General features: G+C 35.4%; 14 protein-coding genes, 3 pseudogenes and 1 riboswitch. Of the genes and pseudogenes, 8 read left to right on the top strand and 9 right to left on the bottom strand.

Annotated elements, in window-relative coordinates; genetic code table 11:
- Positions 1 to 11: 11 nt before the first annotated feature.
- From L3081_RS00355 to L3081_RS00345, 3 genes and pseudogenes are all read right to left on the bottom strand, one after another.
- Positions 12 to 227, bottom strand: coding sequence for a hypothetical protein (locus tag L3081_RS00355; RefSeq protein ID WP_242282707.1), 216 nt, complete (start codon positions 225 to 227; stop codon positions 12 to 14).
- Positions 187 to 1,899, bottom strand: coding sequence for a tetratricopeptide repeat protein (locus L3081_RS00350; RefSeq protein WP_242282706.1), 1,713 nt, complete (start codon positions 1,897 to 1,899; stop codon positions 187 to 189). The genes L3081_RS00355 and L3081_RS00350 overlap by 41 nt, the downstream gene beginning before the upstream one ends.
- A gap of 127 nt (positions 1,900 to 2,026) precedes the next feature.
- Positions 2,027 to 2,109: riboswitch (cyclic di-GMP riboswitch) on the top strand.
- Between the two features lie 93 nt (positions 2,110 to 2,202).
- Positions 2,203 to 3,989: pseudogene (locus L3081_RS00345) on the bottom strand (DUF885 domain-containing protein).
- 193 nt (positions 3,990 to 4,182) lie between these two features.
- Between L3081_RS00345 and L3081_RS00340 the strand changes: the two are divergent.
- The gene (locus tag L3081_RS00340) at positions 4,183 to 5,112 is read left to right on the top strand and encodes a GGDEF domain-containing protein (protein WP_242282705.1); all 930 of its coding nucleotides are present in this window, start codon (positions 4,183 to 4,185) and stop codon (positions 5,110 to 5,112) included.
- A 15-nt stretch (positions 5,113 to 5,127) separates the two neighbouring features.
- On the opposite strand, the gene L3081_RS00335 is transcribed toward L3081_RS00340, so the two are convergent.
- Complete coding sequence (locus L3081_RS00335) at positions 5,128 to 5,598, bottom strand: 2-thiouracil desulfurase family protein (RefSeq protein ID WP_242282704.1); 471 nt, start codon at positions 5,596 to 5,598, stop codon at positions 5,128 to 5,130.
- 1 nt (position 5,599) lies between these two features.
- Complete coding sequence (locus tag L3081_RS00330) at positions 5,600 to 5,902, bottom strand: DUF3630 family protein (RefSeq protein WP_242282703.1); 303 nt, start codon at positions 5,900 to 5,902, stop codon at positions 5,600 to 5,602.
- Positions 5,903 to 6,092: 190 nt separating this feature from the next.
- Between L3081_RS00330 and L3081_RS00325 the strand changes: the two genes are divergently transcribed.
- Positions 6,093 to 6,392, top strand: coding sequence for a c-type cytochrome (locus tag L3081_RS00325; protein WP_242282702.1), 300 nt, complete (start codon positions 6,093 to 6,095; stop codon positions 6,390 to 6,392).
- 96 nt (positions 6,393 to 6,488) lie between these two features.
- On the opposite strand, the gene recQ is transcribed toward L3081_RS00325, so the two are convergent.
- A complete protein-coding gene (recQ, locus tag L3081_RS00320; protein ID WP_420839684.1) occupies positions 6,489 to 8,330 on the bottom strand; it encodes a DNA helicase RecQ in 1,842 nt (613 codons plus the stop codon).
- Positions 8,331 to 8,445: 115 nt separating this feature from the next.
- On the opposite strand from recQ, the pseudogene L3081_RS28825 reads away from it, so the two are divergent.
- From L3081_RS28825 to L3081_RS00295, 6 genes and pseudogenes are all read left to right on the top strand, one after another.
- Positions 8,446 to 8,902, top strand: a pseudogene (locus tag L3081_RS28825) (thioesterase family protein).
- Positions 8,903 to 9,025: 123 nt separating this feature from the next.
- A complete protein-coding gene (gene rarD, locus L3081_RS27770) occupies positions 9,026 to 9,589 on the top strand; it encodes an EamA family transporter RarD (RefSeq protein WP_338027040.1) in 564 nt (187 codons plus the stop codon).
- Complete coding sequence (locus tag L3081_RS27765) at positions 9,547 to 9,945, top strand: EamA family transporter (protein WP_338027291.1); 399 nt, start codon at positions 9,547 to 9,549, stop codon at positions 9,943 to 9,945. The genes rarD and L3081_RS27765 overlap by 43 nt, the downstream gene beginning before the upstream one ends.
- Positions 9,946 to 10,154: 209 nt before the next feature.
- Entirely contained in the window at positions 10,155 to 10,814 is a 660-nt protein-coding gene (locus L3081_RS00305; protein WP_242282700.1) for a single-stranded DNA-binding protein, read from the top strand.
- Positions 10,815 to 10,937: 123 nt separating this feature from the next.
- Positions 10,938 to 11,141, top strand: a complete 204-nt coding sequence (locus L3081_RS00300) for a hypothetical protein (RefSeq protein WP_242282699.1) — start codon at positions 10,938 to 10,940, stop codon at positions 11,139 to 11,141.
- On the top strand, positions 11,134 to 13,107 hold the full coding sequence (locus L3081_RS00295; RefSeq protein WP_242282698.1) for an SHOCT domain-containing protein: 1,974 nt from the start codon (positions 11,134 to 11,136) through the stop codon (positions 13,105 to 13,107). The genes L3081_RS00300 and L3081_RS00295 overlap by 8 nt, the downstream gene beginning before the upstream one ends.
- A 104-nt stretch (positions 13,108 to 13,211) precedes the next feature.
- On the opposite strand, the gene L3081_RS00290 is transcribed toward L3081_RS00295, so the two are convergent.
- The 3 genes and pseudogenes from L3081_RS00290 to ccoG all read right to left on the bottom strand — a co-directional run bounded on the left by L3081_RS00290 (position 13,212) and on the right by ccoG (position 16,402).
- Complete coding sequence (locus L3081_RS00290) at positions 13,212 to 13,859, bottom strand: thiol:disulfide interchange protein DsbA/DsbL (protein WP_242282697.1); 648 nt, start codon at positions 13,857 to 13,859, stop codon at positions 13,212 to 13,214.
- An 86-nt stretch (positions 13,860 to 13,945) separates the two neighbouring features.
- Complete coding sequence (locus L3081_RS00285; protein WP_242282696.1) at positions 13,946 to 14,917, bottom strand: serine/threonine protein kinase; 972 nt, start codon at positions 14,915 to 14,917, stop codon at positions 13,946 to 13,948.
- Positions 14,918 to 14,961: 44 nt separating this feature from the next.
- A pseudogene (gene ccoG / locus L3081_RS00280) lies at positions 14,962 to 16,402 on the bottom strand (cytochrome c oxidase accessory protein CcoG).
- Between the last annotated feature and the right edge of the window lie 95 nt (positions 16,403 to 16,497).

Genomic DNA, 16,497 nt, shown 5'->3' with positions numbered 1-16,497 from the left:
TGCACCTTGTTTTAGGCTATTTTTATTGAGTCACTTAATTGTGATAGATAAATGTATGGGTCGATATCTTGAAAGTTAGGACTTTCAATAGCATAAGCAATAATGACCGAAAATTCGCCTAAATTTGCAAAAAATCTTAGCTTTATATCTAATACTAATTTTTCTATAACTTGGGATACTTCCTTTTTATCTTTGGTGAGGAAAAATAAGTAAATATTCTCCTTCATTGACTAAGCCAAGACTTTCAAATTCATTAATATGTTTATTGATTACACTGGCTATTTCACGAGTAACCTCATTGACTATTTTTTTATTAAATTGAAAGGTTAACTCTTGCCAATTACTAATTGAAATATAGCTTAACGTTAGAGGGTATGAATACTTTCTAGCCATATTAAAGTTTTGTTCATACAGTTCTTTCGTTTGAACTGGAGTGGCGATTACATCGCTAGGCTTTTCTATGGCGTCATGTGCTTTTTGGAATTTTTTGGCTCGATCTTTCAACCATAAGAATATGACTGAACAAAGTAATAAAAATGCTAGGGTTGATAGAATAAAAATAAGGTTTTTTTGTTGGTCATTTTTTGCTGAATAAGTGGCGGCTGAGGCGCTTTGTTCTGCTATTTTTACCGCTAAATCACGTGTTTTTGCACTGGCTAAAATGTTTGCTGATTTTGCTGATTTAATGGTATGTTTTGTTGTTTGGGAAGTATTCGATTTAAATGCTTTCTTCGATTTAAGTAAAGACGTACTATACTTTTTCTGCCAAAAGTATGCTTCATTAATTTGATTTTTATCTATGAAATACTCCGCAAGCAATTGATATAGAATAATATAGTCATCCGATAGCTCATTGGTAAGATTACTGGTTAGGTCTTCTGCTTCTTGCAGTAAGCTGAATTCGGTATGCTTATCATTTGTTAAATTGCTAATTAACGCTAACGACACGATGGTTTCTAAATAAGGTGCACTTAGGTTGTTGTAATAGAATAATCTTTTTGCTTGTTCAAGTTCAGCTTTTGCATTAGTAAGTTGTTTTTGTTTAATTAATGTCAAACCTAACCCTTGGCTAGCGTAAGCCATATGTATTTTGGATGATTTATTTTTAGCATATCTTTTGGACTCCCAAAAGGCGTTATAAGCATCGTTAAATCGATTTAAACGATAATAAGTATTGGCTAAGTGATAATAGGTTTGTTCAACATTGTCTAATTTTTTTAATCTAAAACGTAATTGTAAAATTTTTAGATTCATCGTCAGGGCTGTTTGGTAATCAGTTAAGTGATAGTAAGTATTGGCTAAAATGGTTAATAAAGCGATGTGCTCTGCAAATAAAGGGTTTTCTTTGATAATAGATTCCACTTTTTGCAAATCATTTAGCGCATTTTCATACTGATTTAACATGGCATATGCCACACTTCGATAGCTTAAAGCAAAAAGCAAATACCTTATGTTCTCTTTATCTTGAGGCATTTCTATAGCTTGTTGAGCAGTCGATAACAATTGCTTATAGCGTTTTTTAGCTGAAAGAATACTGGCTAGTTTTATTTGTAAACACCATTTTACTTGTTTTTGTCCAGGCCTAGCAGCTAAACCATCTTGAACAAACTGATAAGCTGTTTCTAATTCGCCTTTGTTACTGGTTACATGAGAAAGCAGTAAGTAGGTTTTTGCAATGATTTCGTTTGGATATTCTTCTCGTTGAATGATAATTTTATTGCTTAACGTTAACACCTCATCATAATTGAGTTTTTCATCATCTTTTGTGAATAAAAGTTCGACTTGATCTATAAGTCGATCTTTTTGCGAAAGTGTTCGTTCAGTAGAGATCACACTGAAACTCATAGTTAATAGAGCATAGATCAATATGATCTTAGAAAAATTAGATATTTTTTTCATTATTTACCTGAGTAAAAACACAATGTTAGAAGAGTAACCGCGGTTATTTTAACTTGAATAGCATTAGGATGTTAGTTATTTGTTTACAAATAGAAATGAGAGGCTATAATGAATTTGAGCTTCTAAAGCTCGACAAGGGCAAATCTAGTGAAAACTAGAGACGCAAAGTAACCGGTCTAACGGGAAACCTATGACAGCGGTACTGCCAAATTTAGATGTAGTGGGGGCTCTTCTATTTTAAACAGTCTACTGTCTTCCTCGGCTTATTTTGCGTGGCTTCCTTGCCTACCTTTTATCCTTATTTTACTTCTTATTCTCTTGTACGTTTTCAACTTTTTCTGTTATATATTGATTAATTATTGTTTCTAACATACTTAACGGCATAGAACCATTTTTTAATACTTGGTCATGAAAATCACGTAAATCAAAACTTTCTCCTAAAGCATCTTCTGCTTTTTTACGTAAACGCTTAATTGTCAACTCACCAATTTTGTACGATAACGCTTGTCCAGGCCATGAAATATATCGATCAATTTCTGTTTGTACGTTATGTAGTGATAATGCTGTGTTATTGGCTAGATAATCCATGGCCTGTTGTCTTGACCACCCTTGTGCATGCATACCTGTATCGACAACAAGGCGACAAGCTCGCCACATTTCATAGGTTAATCGCCCAAAATCCTGATAGGCATTTTCATATATTCCGCTTCAATCCCTAAATATTCAGAATATAGTCCCCAACCCTCACCAAAAGCTGAAATATAAACACGGTTTCGAAATTTTGGAACATTCTTCATTTCATTCGCAATAGAACCTTGTAAATGATGACCAGGCACTGCTTCATGTAAGGTGAGAGCAGGAAGGACATATAAAGGTCGTCTATCTAATCGATAAGTATTAACCCAATAATTACCCGCTTGGTCATCGCGAGCAGGTCCAGAATAACGTCCTGTTGTATATTTAGGCGCTATATTATCGGGGACTTTAATGACACCATATGGGGTTCTTGGTAATGTTTTGAAGAGAGAAGGGAGTTTAGCATCCATTTTTTTTGCAATATATGATGCCTCTTTGAGTAAACCAACAGGCGTTGTTGCATAAAATTGTTTATCATTTCGTAAAAAATCAATAAAGGCTGAAAAGTCTCCCTCAAACGAGACGGACTTTATTATCTCATCCATTTCAGCACGGATACGTTTAACTTCCGCTAAGCCTATTTGATGTATCTGCGCAGCGGTAATATTAATTGTGGTGTAATGCTCAACACGGTTTTGGTAATAATTTTTGCCATTAGGCAAGGAGGTAGCGGCAATATTATCTCGTGCATTTGGTATATAACGATTCACCATAAAATCATAATATTTTTGATAAGCAGGTATTACTTGTTCGGCTATAATATTTTGGGCTTCTGCCTGAATTTTTCTCTGAATTTCTATCGGGATATAGTCAGAAATTTCTTTGAAAGGAGTATAATAAACACTATCCGTTACCTCTTTTTCGATAAAGGCAATAATGGATTGTTCATACCCGTTTAATACTACTTTAGGTTGAGTAATACCTTCTTCTATTCCTAAATTCATCCAAGATATTTGTTGATCAAAGTATAGTGGAATGGCGCGCAATTTTGATATGTAGTCTTGATAATCTTGTAAACTTTTTAAATTAATTTGTCGGCTAATATTAGCAATCCAAACATGAAAACCGGATTCAGCCGTTAAGGGCATGTAGTGTTCTTTATTTTGATAATTATCTAATTGGTTTTTCAGCGTATAAGTTAATACTGCATGATTAATCTTGTTGTCTACACTTAGCTTTTCAACATTAATTTTAGTTAAAGCTTTATAGATATTTCTTCGTTTTGAATTTTGTTTTGCCAGAAATTCGGAAGACAAATTAGGTAGTTTGGCATTATTTCCTCCCGCTTTAGGGTCGTTAAATGGACTGCTGTTTTGATAAAAAATTTGATATATATTAATTAGTTGTTGTAGCTGTTGATCAACAGTTGTGATAACTTCTTTGGGCTGTGAATGATTTGTGTTGCTACAGCTTAATAAGAAAAATACATAAAAAAAGGGTAAAAAGTGTTTCATTGAAATTTACTCATGTGAATACGACTCCCATACTTTAGCAGCATTCATGATAAATTTTACAATGAATTTAGTAGATATTTAGATTCAAATACTAGAGAATCAGTATAGTAGGTGCCATAGAGCGCTAGAGTGATAAAACCATAGAGGCCAAAAGGTGAAGTATCACGACACAATAACGCAAGCAAATAAAACAATGAAATTGGCAGTTGCCCAGTTGCACCAATGGAGCTTGCCTGTAAATCCCATAAATTATGCGGTTAGTTATGAATATTGTAAAAATTCTAAACCGCTATTAACTGCTAATATTAAGCATTTACTCCTGTCAGGAAAGCCTTTAGACAGCTTTTTTATGGAACAATTATATAAAGATTTCTTACTAAAACAAAGTAAGTTTAGAACAGAAATCATTTCCGACCTGTCATCATTATTCATTGAAGTTCAAAATAATTGTCAGCAATCCAAATCAGATACGCAAGACTTTATTGAGCAAATTGATAATAGCATTCCTTCGTTAATGTCGAGTAATCAAAATGAAATGAAGCAAGCGATATCTCAGCTTCATAAAGCCTCAATTACTTTTAAAAAGCAACAACAAGCGCTAGTTGAACAAATCGAGGGTGTAAAAATACATGCGCAAAACTTATCTAATGAGTTGGAGGAGGCACGTAAGGAAATATGTTTAGATCCTATTACAGGTTTACATAACCGACAATCGATGTCTAAACATGTAGATACTTGGCTTAGTGATGATGCAGATAGAAGTATTGCTGCTATTGTGATCAGTGTTGATCATTTTAATTCATTCAGTGAACGTTTTGGTGCATTAATTGGTGATGTTATTTTGTCAAAAATTGCTAAAAAAGTGACTAGCTATGTTGAGGGCAGTGGTTTACCTGTTCGTTCGGCAAGTGATGAATTTATTATTTTACTTCCGGATGTTGATGGCGGCATTGCAAATGAGATTGCACAAAAAATTAAACAAGGCGTTGAAAAACTCCGTTTTGTGAGTGTGCAGTCAGGGGTTAGGTTACCCAAAGTGAGTATTTCATGTGGTATTAGTGAAATGCAAAATAAAGAAACGTTAAATCAACTTATTACTCGAAGTCGAAAGAATATCTTTTAGGGGATAGCCGTTAGGTTAATTTTTATCTAATAATTTTGCTAACTCGTCTAAATTATTTTCAGAAAAAACTCGAATACCTGCTTGAGTGAGCAGTACACTTGTGACCCCTTGACCAGGTATTTTTGTATTTGAAAAAGAGCCATCATAAATAAGTGTGCTACCACAAGAAGGACTTGATTCTTTGAGCACTGCAAATCGAATACTGTGTTGCTGACATAGTAGTAATGCTTTGTTTGCACCCTCATTAAAAGCCTTACTTACATTACTACCTGATATTGTGATGATTTGGCCACTATTCGGTTGTTGTTCTGCAGGCTCCCTAGGTACAGACAAACCACCCGCTACCTCTGGGCAAATAGGAATGATCCGGTTTTCTTGTTGCCATATTTTTAGTAATGGAGAGCGTAAAGCAAGTATTTCACTATTGTAGCGAACATTGTCGCCTAAAAAGCATCGACTCAGAAGTATTTTGTCAAATATAGCCATATTAATTTTGTGCCAGAAGATCGAATAAAGACTGAATTTTTGAAGAGGTTATTTCATCATGTGTATTAAACCAACAGGATTGACTGTAATAGTCAAAATGTAAGTTAAACTCAGTATCTAACCATGTAAAACGACAGCTTTCTCTGTCTGCGCCCTGAATTATTTCTATTACCTGATGATCTTTAATTTTATTCAAAATCTGTTGACGTAGCGTATTAATGTCTTCTTGAAACCACAGCTGATCAAAAATTATGGAAATTTTTTTGTCAATAAAATTTATTGACTCCATGTTGATACGTGTCATTAATTTCCCAGTGAATTTGGATAAAAAAGGTGTTTTTTTAATCCATTTGAAATTATCATAGCATTGATAATACAACAGTTAAGAATGTCTGTTAATCAAAAGGTAAATTAAAAAAGTAACGACAGCTTGGTTTATTTTACCTATAATCTGAACAGAAATTATAATTACACAATAAAGAGAGACTATTATTATGAAAAAACTTACTCTTGCGCTTTCTGCAACCGTAATGATGGCATCACCTGTATTTGCCGGCGATGCTGCTGCAGGTAAAGGTAAATCAATGATGTGTAGCGCATGTCATGGTGTTGCGGGTATTTCAGCTGTACCAATTTATCCTAACCTTGCCGGCCAAAAAGAAGCTTATCTTACAAAGCAACTTAAAGATTTTAAAGCAGGCAAACGTAATGATCCTACCATGAAAGGTATGGTTGCTTCGTTAAGTGAGACTGATATGGCTGATTTAGCTGCTTATTATGCAAGCTTAAAATAATAAGTAATTACTTATTATTTGAAAAATTAATTTGTAGAAAATAAAAAAGCACAGTTGTAGTGCTTTTTTTGATCTTGGCGTATGGTGCCATATATATTATTGACTGTGTTCTTTAATGACATCCATAAAGGCTTTACCGTAACGAGCTAGTTTTACATCGCCTATACCGCTGACAGCCAACATTTGCATTGAGTTAATGGGCTGTATTTGGGCTAATTCTGATAATGTAGCATCGTTAAAAACAATAAATGGAGCAATATCTTCACTGTCTGCAATACGCTTTCTCAGTTCACGTAATTTCATAAATAAGGCACGATCATAGGATTTATCTTGCTTATTATTTTGCCAATAACTTGCTTTTTGAAGACGCGGACTTGCTAACATGAGAGGCTCAGTGGCTTTAAGTACCGTTCTGGATGCTTCAGTTAAAACAAGGGTCGATTGTTGTTCAATATCTTGTTGTAAGTAACCTAGATGGATGAGTTGCCCAATAATAGCAAACCAATAGCCAGGTGATTTTGTACTACCAATACCAAAAGTCGATACGGTATTGTGTTCTTGATTTATTACTTTGGCGGTAGATTCTCCACGTAAAACATCAACGACATGGTTGATATCCCCTTGTTGTTTGATACGAAATACACAAGATAATACTTTTTGAGCGGCTTCTGTTGCGTCAAACTGGCTAGGTGGATCTAAGCAAATATCACAATTACCACAGCCTTGTTGCGTATATTCAGCAAAATAATTCAATACGACTTGCCTACGACAAGTTTGTGCATCAATAAAAGCACTCATGGCGGCGAAACGATGCATTTCAACATTTACTCGTTGTGGGTTATCTCCTTCGCTAATGCGTTTTTTAATGCGACTAATATCCTTATCGGCAACTAAAAATAACGCTTCTGCAGCTAAACCATCACGACCTGCTCGACCTACTTCTTGGTAATAAGATTCTAAAGTACGCGGTGGCTCAAAATGAATAACGTAACGTACATTGGGTTTGTTTATTCCTAACCCAAACGCAACCGTGGCAATGACAATTTGAATGTTATCTTTGGTGAAACCTTCTTGCACAAGCGCGCGGATATCACTTTCTAAGCCTGCATGGTATGCAGCGCAATTAATGCCACATGCTGCTAGATATTTTGTCAATTTTTCTACTTGCCATCGACTATTACAATAAATAATACCTGAATCATCACCCTGTTTTCGCACATAACCCAGTACTTGTTTTTCTCCGTCATATTTAGGGGCGAGGGTAAAACGGATATTTGGTCTGTCGAAACTGTCTAGGTGAATATAAGGATTATTCAACGCTAATTGCGTGAGAATATCTTTACGTGTTGTCACGTCTGCAGTGGCTGTTAATGCCATAACCGGTACATTTGGAAAATAGTTTTTCAACGTATGTAGCTGTGTGTATGCCGGGCGGAAGTCATGTCCCCACTGAGATATACAGTGTGCTTCATCTATGGCAAATAAACTCAAAGGTAAATCATTTAATCCTTGTAGAAAATATCGATTTGTTAAACGTTCAGGCGCAACATAAAGTAATTTAATTGCTCCCTGTGATAATTTTGAAAAAATATCATTAATAGCTTGCTGATCTAATGATGAATTAATAAAAGCCGCAGGGATACCTTGATGTGTTAGGTTATCTACCTGATCTTTCATTAAAGCGATTAACGGTGAAACTACAATGGTGATGCCGGGCAATAAAATTGCAGGTAATTGATAACAGAGAGATTTACCACCACCCGTAGGCATGAGTACTAAAGAGTCTCGGCCTTGCAAAAGGTTATTGATGATTTCCATTTGGCCTGATCGAAAACTATCGTAACCAAAGTAATGCTTTAAAGTGCTATGCAATAATGCTTGTTGGGCAGCGGTTATCGAAGGAGATTGTGTATCAATATTCAACAGATATTCTTTCATCGGCTTTGGTAGCCTTTATTTTACCTGAGAGATGTAACCGTGACATCATTATTTTCCAATTTTATATAAATGATGCTACTCTATTTTTACACTAGTCCGACCAGGGTACATTTAAATGAATCGTGAAGAAATTTATCAACAACTCGCAAATTTTTGGAATAGTAATATGCCGTTTAATCAGTTACTCGGCCTTAAAATTACACGGTTTAGCGCACAAACATCAGAGGTGCGTTTTTTTTGGAATGATAAACTCATCGGTAATCCTACACAAAAAATTCTTCATGGCGGGGTAACTGCGTCTGCACTTGATTTAGCTCGGAGGTGCTGTAGCTGCTGCTAATATTATTGAGCAACTTCCCGAGATTTCATCTGCCACCATTGAACAAAGCTTACGAAAAATTGGCACGATAGATTTACGCACAGACTTTTTACGTCCTGGCCGAGGTGAGGAGTTCATTGTAACAGCGCATATTATTCGCAGCGGTAGTAAAGTAGCGGTAGCACGTATGGAAATGCATAACGAACTAGGTGAACACATTGCTTTTGGTACAGGAACCTACATGGTAGGTTAACTTTATATTTTCTTAATAACTCGAAAGTTATTTATTACTAATTGATTTAGTACGCATCTTTAATGGCATTATGTTGTGTTACTATAGAGCCTTGAACCGCTCTCATCATCCAAAAATAATTTTATGTCATTCCTGAAACAACAACTCTCTGCACACAGTGGTATTTTTAATGCGCTAGGCGCTTATGTTATGTGGGGTATTGCGCCACTCTATTTTAAATTATTAATTGATATTGGGTCTGGCGAAATTTTAATGCATCGAATTATTTGGTCGAGCATATTTTTGTTGTTATTAGTTTTGGTGTCTAAAAAATGGCATGTCTTTGTTCAATTGTGTCAACAGCCTAAGGTTCTTATTAAACTCACCTTATCGGCAGCCGTATTGGCTGTAAATTGGTTAATTTTTATTTGGGCTATCAATAATAATCATTTGCTCGACGCAAGTTTAGGCTATTTTATTAATCCTTTATTTAATGTTGCGCTTGGTATGTTGTTTTTTAGTGAACGTTTACGAAGAAATCAAAAAATTGCTGTGCTATTAGCCGCTTTAGGTGTTTGTTTACAACTTTTTACTGTGGGCTCTTTACCCATTGTTTCTTTAGGGTTAGCCAGTTCTTTTGCTATTTATGGTGTGTTAAGAAAAAAATGCACGTTGATTCTTTTGTTGGTTTACTTATTGAGTCTTTAATTATGTTGCCAGTAGCCATTGTTTATTGGCTATATTTTCTTGACAGTCCTTCGGCTAATTTAACTTTAAATAATCAAACGCTTAATATTACATTAGTGATGGCGGGTGTCGTTACTACCGCACCCTTATTGTGTTTTACTGCTGCGGCCAAACGTTTAACGTTATCAAGTTTAGGTTTTTTTCAATACATAGGGCCAAGCATAATGTTTTTACTGGCAACCTTGTATTATCAAGAAACGATGCAACTTGCTGAGTTTATGACCTTTATTTTTATTTGGTTGGCATTACTGCTATATAGTTTTGACGCTTATAACACCATGAAAAAAAACAAAGTGACTCAAGCATTGATAACATAGCTTAGCAGACTTTATAGTTTGTATTTGTACTTACCGGCGAGTTAGCTTTGGTACCGGCTATAGTTTACTTAATGAATGAATTTGTTATTATTTTGATAACTTATCGACACCTTCAATTAATTTATATATGTTGTTGTAAAACGCATAAGATGCAAAGACACTCTATCGTCAATAGTTTTGCATAGAACGGCCACGAGGGCTATTTTACAATGTATAAAATAAACTCACCTGTACAGAATCACCATTTATGTGCAGTTACTTTATTAGGAAATTTAGTTGCTAAACCGGATATTCGTTATCGAGCTAATCCTGTTTCTGCTATAACGGAGCTTACTATTGCAACGAGTTCAAAGTGGTTAGATAAAAAAACGAATACTTATAAAGAATGGACAAGTTATCATCATGTGAAAGTTGAAGGTCCTTTAGTTGAACAGGCGCTTTTAACCGCTGAAAAAGGTGATATCATTTTAGTGCAGGGCTATTTAAGTAACATCAAAGAAAAAAGTCACTTATCAATTGTTCATGCAACCTTTATTAAAAAGTTTAATAAAGGTTATACTCAAACCGTTAATCAAATTATGTGTAGTGGTCAATTGACGTCATTAGCGCAGGTAGTGACGACACCCAACAATAAAACCTTAGCGCAAATGAATATAACGATAAATCACCAAGATTATTCGATTGATAAACAATGTTGGCAAAATCATAGTGTAGATCGTGAATTGCATGTATGGGGAAAGCAGGCATTGTATTTGGTCGAAAAAGCGCAAATAGGTGATAATGTGATGATTGAAGGTAAATTGAGTTATTTAGCGACCGCTGATAAAACACAGTTTATTGAAGCAAAAATAGTTCATCGATTGACTTAAAAGGATAAGTATACTTTTTCTGGTGTTTCTTGGCTGTAAAGCGCGAGTGATCGAGTAAATAAAATATACCCGTAAATATTTGTTCATAAAATATGTTAAGTTATTAAAAATAAAGTGAATACTATGAGTAATAGCCGAAATATGAATAGTCAAAGGAATGCCTTCAACTTAACGACCCTTATGATGCGAATTATTGTGTTTTTGGGTTTTATTAGTTTATTTTCTTTCGTTACTGTAGCAGAAGAAAGTCATGATCAATTTGATGAATTAGCAGCAATCAATCAACCGCAAGCCAGGTTACAGCAACTGGCAGCAGTTAGTGCTTAACCCTAGCAATAATCAACAACATTTTATCATTAATAAAACAGGACAAATGTTTCTGGTTGATGAGATGAAAAATTTTTCGCTAGTTTTAGACATAAATGTTAACCGGCCAGTAGCGCAATCGCCTCTCAAATTAACGGCTATTACATTGCACCCTAATTTTTCACTACGAGATCAACCTGGGTATGGTACTTTTTATACCGCCCACCTTGAGGCGTTAGATAAGCAAAGTAAAACTAAACGCATACAAGAGAACAATGATGCCTTGATGCTCAAGTTTGATGCAGTGATTACAGAGTGGCAATTTAACTCAATTAATTATCAAAAAGTTAATGTAAAAACCAAACGTGAAGTAATACGTATAGCTGTTCCTAGTAATAATATGACAATTGAACAAATGTCATTTAACCCTTATACAAAATCATGGAATGAGGGGTTTGGTTTACTTTATGTTGCTTTGAACGGAGAGGTAGATCGGCAAGAGCCGCTTTATTCAGGGGTTATTTTACGTATTAATCCCACTAAGTTTGGCTTACGAAGTTTTACTGTGCCTAACAGCAACCCTTATTTAAAAGATATTGATATTAGAGATGAGATATACCTACTTGGTGCACAAAAAATAAAGCAGTTTGTTTGGCCTAGCAAAAGCAGCAATAACCTTTTATTATCGCATCAATACCTGAATAAATCGCTGTTATCATGGGTAAATATGAAAAGCGACTGGCGTAAATCACCACCTAAGAATGTTGTTTATCAGGCGGATGTACCTATCGAAGATACTTTATTGTATCGCGGGCGTTATTTACCACACTTACGGAATAAATTACTTATCTTAACCAAAGTAAATCAAGCGTGGCTTGTTGAGTCTTTGCATATAAAACCTTCCGTTAGTTCTGTTACTTCCATTGAAAATAAGCCAGATCCAGAATGGCAATTTGGGCCTCAGCAATTAGCTAATGAGAGCAATGTGTCCTTTAGTCAGGATTTTAATGGTGAAGTGTTAGTTTTAGACAAAACAGTCGGTAAAATTTTTCAACTGCCGCAAGCAAGTGTCACAATGAAAAAAGCAATAAAGGCGAGTGTTGCTCCGGCAGAAAAGCCAACAAGTGGCGTTTATGTATTATTTTTGGTTTTGATTGCCCTCGGTTTTTTTATATATTTTATAAAAAGGAATAAAACGTCTGCAAAGGCTATTGTTCGAACTCAATTTGCGCAATTAGAGCTAAGTGAATCACAACATCAAATAGGTTTATATCATCGACATAAAAATAGCCCAGATATCATTATTGATATTGTTGATATTGCAACCTGTGAGGTGATGCTCAATGAGGTATCTGTTTGTGTTATTAATCAGAACGCAGGGCATGGTTTTGATAACGATAAAGATCAAGATTTACGGAGTATTTTTATTAAAGAAAAAGTAGATAAAATGGTTGATGGGAAAATTCGCCAAATTTCGCTGTCGTTTACTGATGTACGAAATAAAACCTATGATATTTGTCTATATATGCGTAAAGGTAGTGCTCGCGTTACTAAAAAAACTTATTCTGTCGTTATCGAAGATGCAATTGATTGGTGTTGGTTAATTGCATCAAAGATTAATCCAAATGAGACAGCAAAGCGAAAAGAAAAGCCCGTTATCTATTCTAAGCAATCGTTAGAAGCCACTAAACCAGTGGGCGAAACAACGTCATTACATGAACAAGCTGAGATGAATCGTAACGCTGCGGGTGTAACATTAAAATCAAATCAAGGACCTAATATAACGTCAGCAGTAACCCCACCAAAAGCAACAGTTGCTGAAGCAAGTAATGAGGCGATTGTTTCTACTAAACAACAGAGCTCAATCGACACGGAATTGGTAAATGCACTTGAAAAACTTGTTGATTTGAAACAGCAGGGGTTTTTAACGCAAGAAGAGTTTACTAAGGCAAAAGAGAATTTGCTGAGCAGCTTGTTTGATAAGTAAGTTCAGTAGGTGATGCTTGTAGATATTAATAAACATAATGGTTGAAAATGCCGTGTTATGCATGTTTCACCCATTATGCTTTTTGCCTGTGACTAACTTTACCTTTATTTAAGTGTTACTAGGTAATCTATTAAGTCTTTATAATCTTGTTCAAAGTTAGCTTTATCTAAGGCTTGTGTATTAATTCGGTACTTATTATTCACAATAATAGTAGGAACCGCTTTTAACGCACCACTTTTAGACATAGTATCTTGGTGTTTTTTCATGGATTTAGCTTTAGCGTTAACGCTGAAGCTTTTCATCAATTTATCAAATTTATCACCGTCAGCGCCGTTTAGCACAAAGATATTTCGAATATCTTTTTCAGAGGTAATTACCGCACGTTGTATTTGAAGGTAGTTAAATATTGCACCAACAAGTTTTGTCTCCATATCTAGCTGTTGAGCGACAACAACGGCTTTACTCAGCATACCTTGGACTTCTGGTGAGGCAGCACGTAGGAAATCAACATGGTTCCGCTCAAATTTAACACCATCAGGTAAATCTTTTTTGATCGTTTCCATAAAGGGTTCAAATCGCAAACAGTGAGGGCAGTAAAAAGAAAAATATTCGCGTACTTCAGCACTTTTTGATGCTATTTCACTTACTTGAGTATATTGATCTCCTTCCGTGTATTTTTCAGCACATGCAGTGATTGAAAAGGCTAAAAGTGGCATTAATAACACCATAAATAAACGATGTATTTTTTTCATTTTATTATCCTAATTTTTTATGTCGAACCTTGGTACCATCAACAGAAAGTACAGGCCAATTGGTATTCGTTTTTACCATGCGTTAACTAACAGGGTAATAAACTTAATGGTGGTTGCTGCAATGCAGACATTTGTTCTTTAAGCATAAGAATTTGCTGTTCCCAATATTTTTCCGTATTAAACCAAGGAAAGTTTCGCGGAAAAGCAGGATCTTGCCGTTTACATAACCATGCCATATAATTCACTACACGCATAGTTCTTAGTGATTCTATCAAACTAAGTTGCGAATGTTCAAATGAAAAGAACTCTTCATAACCCATTAATAGGGTGTCAATTTGTAACAATTGTTGTTGTCTGTCACCAGAAAGCATCATCCATAAGTCCTGGATAGTCAAGCCAGTACGACAATCGTCTAAATCGACAAAATGAGGGCCTTCATCTCGCCAAAGAATATTGCCTGCATGGCAATCACCATGTAAGCGTATTTCATGCTTTACTTTGTATTGTTTTGCGGCAACGTCAATGACTTGTTCTAAAATAGTGAAGAATGGTTTAACTAAACTTTTAGGGACAAAATTGCTTTGTTCAATGATTTTGCTTGCTTGGTAAAGCATTTCCTCAACGGTAAAGCTAGGTCTGTGTACAAAAGATTTTTGTGAGGCGACCGCATGAATACGGCCAACAAAACGTCCCATCCACTCAAGTTGGTCTAAATTATCAACTTCAAATATACGCCCCCCACGACAGGGGAATACGGCAAAATGGTACCCTTGATGTTCAAATAAGCTTATGCCATTGCGTTTTAATGGGGCAACAATAGGTAATTCTTGTTCATCAAGTTCAAAAGAAAAATCATGTTCTTCTTGAATTTGAGCCAATTGCCGCTGAGGTCGATAAAACTTAGTGACATATTTCGTTAAGTTTTCGTCATGAAATTGATACACACGATTTTCATAACTGTTCAGCGCTAATAAACCACTGTCTACGTTAAAGCCCACACTTTCTAATCCATCAATGATGGTATCAGGAGAAAGCGATTTAAAATCAAATTGTGCCATTAATGCTCATTTATTTAGTGGTTGTTGTCTTTTTAAAAAGGCGATTAGCGTTTATTAAAAAAGCGACTTTCATGTTCGATCTTCACATCACTTTCAGGTGATATTTGCTCAACAGTAAAGGCGATATCTGTCATATAACCTTTTAAGTCATACGGATCAACAGAAATACTGATAGGTAAAGTATATACGGCTGCAGCTTTTACCATGATTTCTTGTTTACCATGCCATTTTGTATTTTCAATACCTTTGACACTAAGCTTATAAGTATTGTCTGTTTGTGACATATTTAGAATTTTTAAGGTATAAACATTTTCTATGTCACCATTAAAGTTCTCTTTAGCAAGCTCTGTTCGGTCTCGAATAATCTCTAACGACAAGGGCACGCGATTAGCTATTTCTAATACTAACATTGTCGTCATGATAAGTAACACTACGGCATAACCAATCAATTTAGAACGAATCAAGTGTACTTTTTTGCCTTGAAGTTCATGCTCTGTAGTGTAACGAATTAAGCCTTGGTCGTATTGCATACGCGTCATTACATCTGAACAGGCATCTACACAGGCACCACAGTTGATACACTCATACTGAAGGCCATCACGGATATCTATCCCTGTAGGACATACTTCTACACATAAATTACAATCAATACAATCTCCTAGTCCTAATGCTTTTGGATCTTGTTTTCTTCCTCGTGGACCGCGATTTTCCCCTCTATTTTTATCGTAGGAAACGGTTAAGGTATCTTTGTCGAACATGGCTGATTGAAAACGAGCATAAGGACACATGTGCAAACAAACCATTTCACGCATCCAACCGGCATTTCCATAGGTGGCAAAAGTAAAAAAAGCTAAAATAATAGCCATAGTTATTGTTGTGTTTAACGTGATAACGTTAATGAACAATTCGTTCATGGGGGAGAAATAACCGGCAAAAGTCATCGCTGTAAACAAAGAAAAGAGAAGCCAACAAATGTGTTTCAGGACTTTTTTCTTAAGTTTAGTCAACGTCATTTTTTGTTGATCAAGTTTTTTTCGGCCGGTTAGCGCTACCCTCTATTTTCTCTTCAAACCATATGAAAATAAATGTCCATACGGTTTGTGGGCATGTGTAGCCGCACCATACTCGGCCTAGAAATGTGGTCACAAAAAAGAGTAGAAAGGCGCCAAAAATAAAAATCCAGGCTAATAAGGTTAAATCTTGCGGCCAAAGAGTTAGGCCCCATATAGTAAAACGTTGTTCACTTATATCAAACAGAATGGCCTGATGACCGTTATATTGTAACCAAGGTAATATGGCGAATAAGGCAAAGAACATAAAGTTCATTTTTCGCCTTAGTTTTTGAAAAAAACCGCCAATTTTCCGAACGTAAATATCATCTCCTGGCTTATAACGGGTTTTAGTGTTTTTTGCGGGGTGAATGTTTACGTTTTTTACAGGTATTTGAGCCGAACTCGGTGATGATGGTTTTTCGTCAGTACTCACTGTTAATCCTTAGAAGAGGTTAATTAGTCTAAAAATAATTATTATGTTATTGTCACCTTCAAGAATAACATAAATTAGAGCATACTAATATACGG

The organism is Colwellia maritima, assembly GCF_022669015.1.
GTDB lineage: Bacteria > Pseudomonadota > Gammaproteobacteria > Enterobacterales > Alteromonadaceae > Colwellia > Colwellia maritima.
The sequence above is the reverse complement of the archived record's forward strand: the minus strand, read 5'-3'. Positions and strand labels throughout refer to the sequence as shown.

Excerpts from the sequence above, each read along its gene's own strand:
- L3081_RS00355 (WP_242282707.1), bottom strand. The coding sequence starts at position 227 with ATGAAGGAGAATATTTACTTATTTTTCCTCACCAAAGATAAAAAGGAA.
- L3081_RS00350 (WP_242282706.1), bottom strand. The coding sequence starts at position 1,899 with ATGAAAAAAATATCTAATTTTTCTAAGATCATATTGATCTATGCTCTA.
- L3081_RS00340 (WP_242282705.1), top strand. The coding sequence starts at position 4,183 with ATGAAATTGGCAGTTGCCCAGTTGCACCAATGGAGCTTGCCTGTAAAT.
- L3081_RS00335 (WP_242282704.1), bottom strand. The coding sequence starts at position 5,598 with ATGGCTATATTTGACAAAATACTTCTGAGTCGATGCTTTTTAGGCGAC.
- L3081_RS00330 (WP_242282703.1), bottom strand. The coding sequence starts at position 5,902 with ATGACACGTATCAACATGGAGTCAATAAATTTTATTGACAAAAAAATT.
- L3081_RS00325 (WP_242282702.1), top strand. The coding sequence starts at position 6,093 with ATGAAAAAACTTACTCTTGCGCTTTCTGCAACCGTAATGATGGCATCA.
- recQ (WP_420839684.1), bottom strand. The coding sequence starts at position 8,330 with ATGAAAGAATATCTGTTGAATATTGATACACAATCTCCTTCGATAACC.
- rarD (WP_338027040.1), top strand. The coding sequence starts at position 9,026 with ATGTCATTCCTGAAACAACAACTCTCTGCACACAGTGGTATTTTTAAT.
- L3081_RS27765 (WP_338027291.1), top strand. The coding sequence starts at position 9,547 with ATGCACGTTGATTCTTTTGTTGGTTTACTTATTGAGTCTTTAATTATG.
- L3081_RS00305 (WP_242282700.1), top strand. The coding sequence starts at position 10,155 with ATGTATAAAATAAACTCACCTGTACAGAATCACCATTTATGTGCAGTT.
- L3081_RS00300 (WP_242282699.1), top strand. The coding sequence starts at position 10,938 with ATGAGTAATAGCCGAAATATGAATAGTCAAAGGAATGCCTTCAACTTA.
- L3081_RS00290 (WP_242282697.1), bottom strand. The coding sequence starts at position 13,859 with ATGAAAAAAATACATCGTTTATTTATGGTGTTATTAATGCCACTTTTA.
- L3081_RS00285 (WP_242282696.1), bottom strand. The coding sequence starts at position 14,917 with ATGGCACAATTTGATTTTAAATCGCTTTCTCCTGATACCATCATTGAT.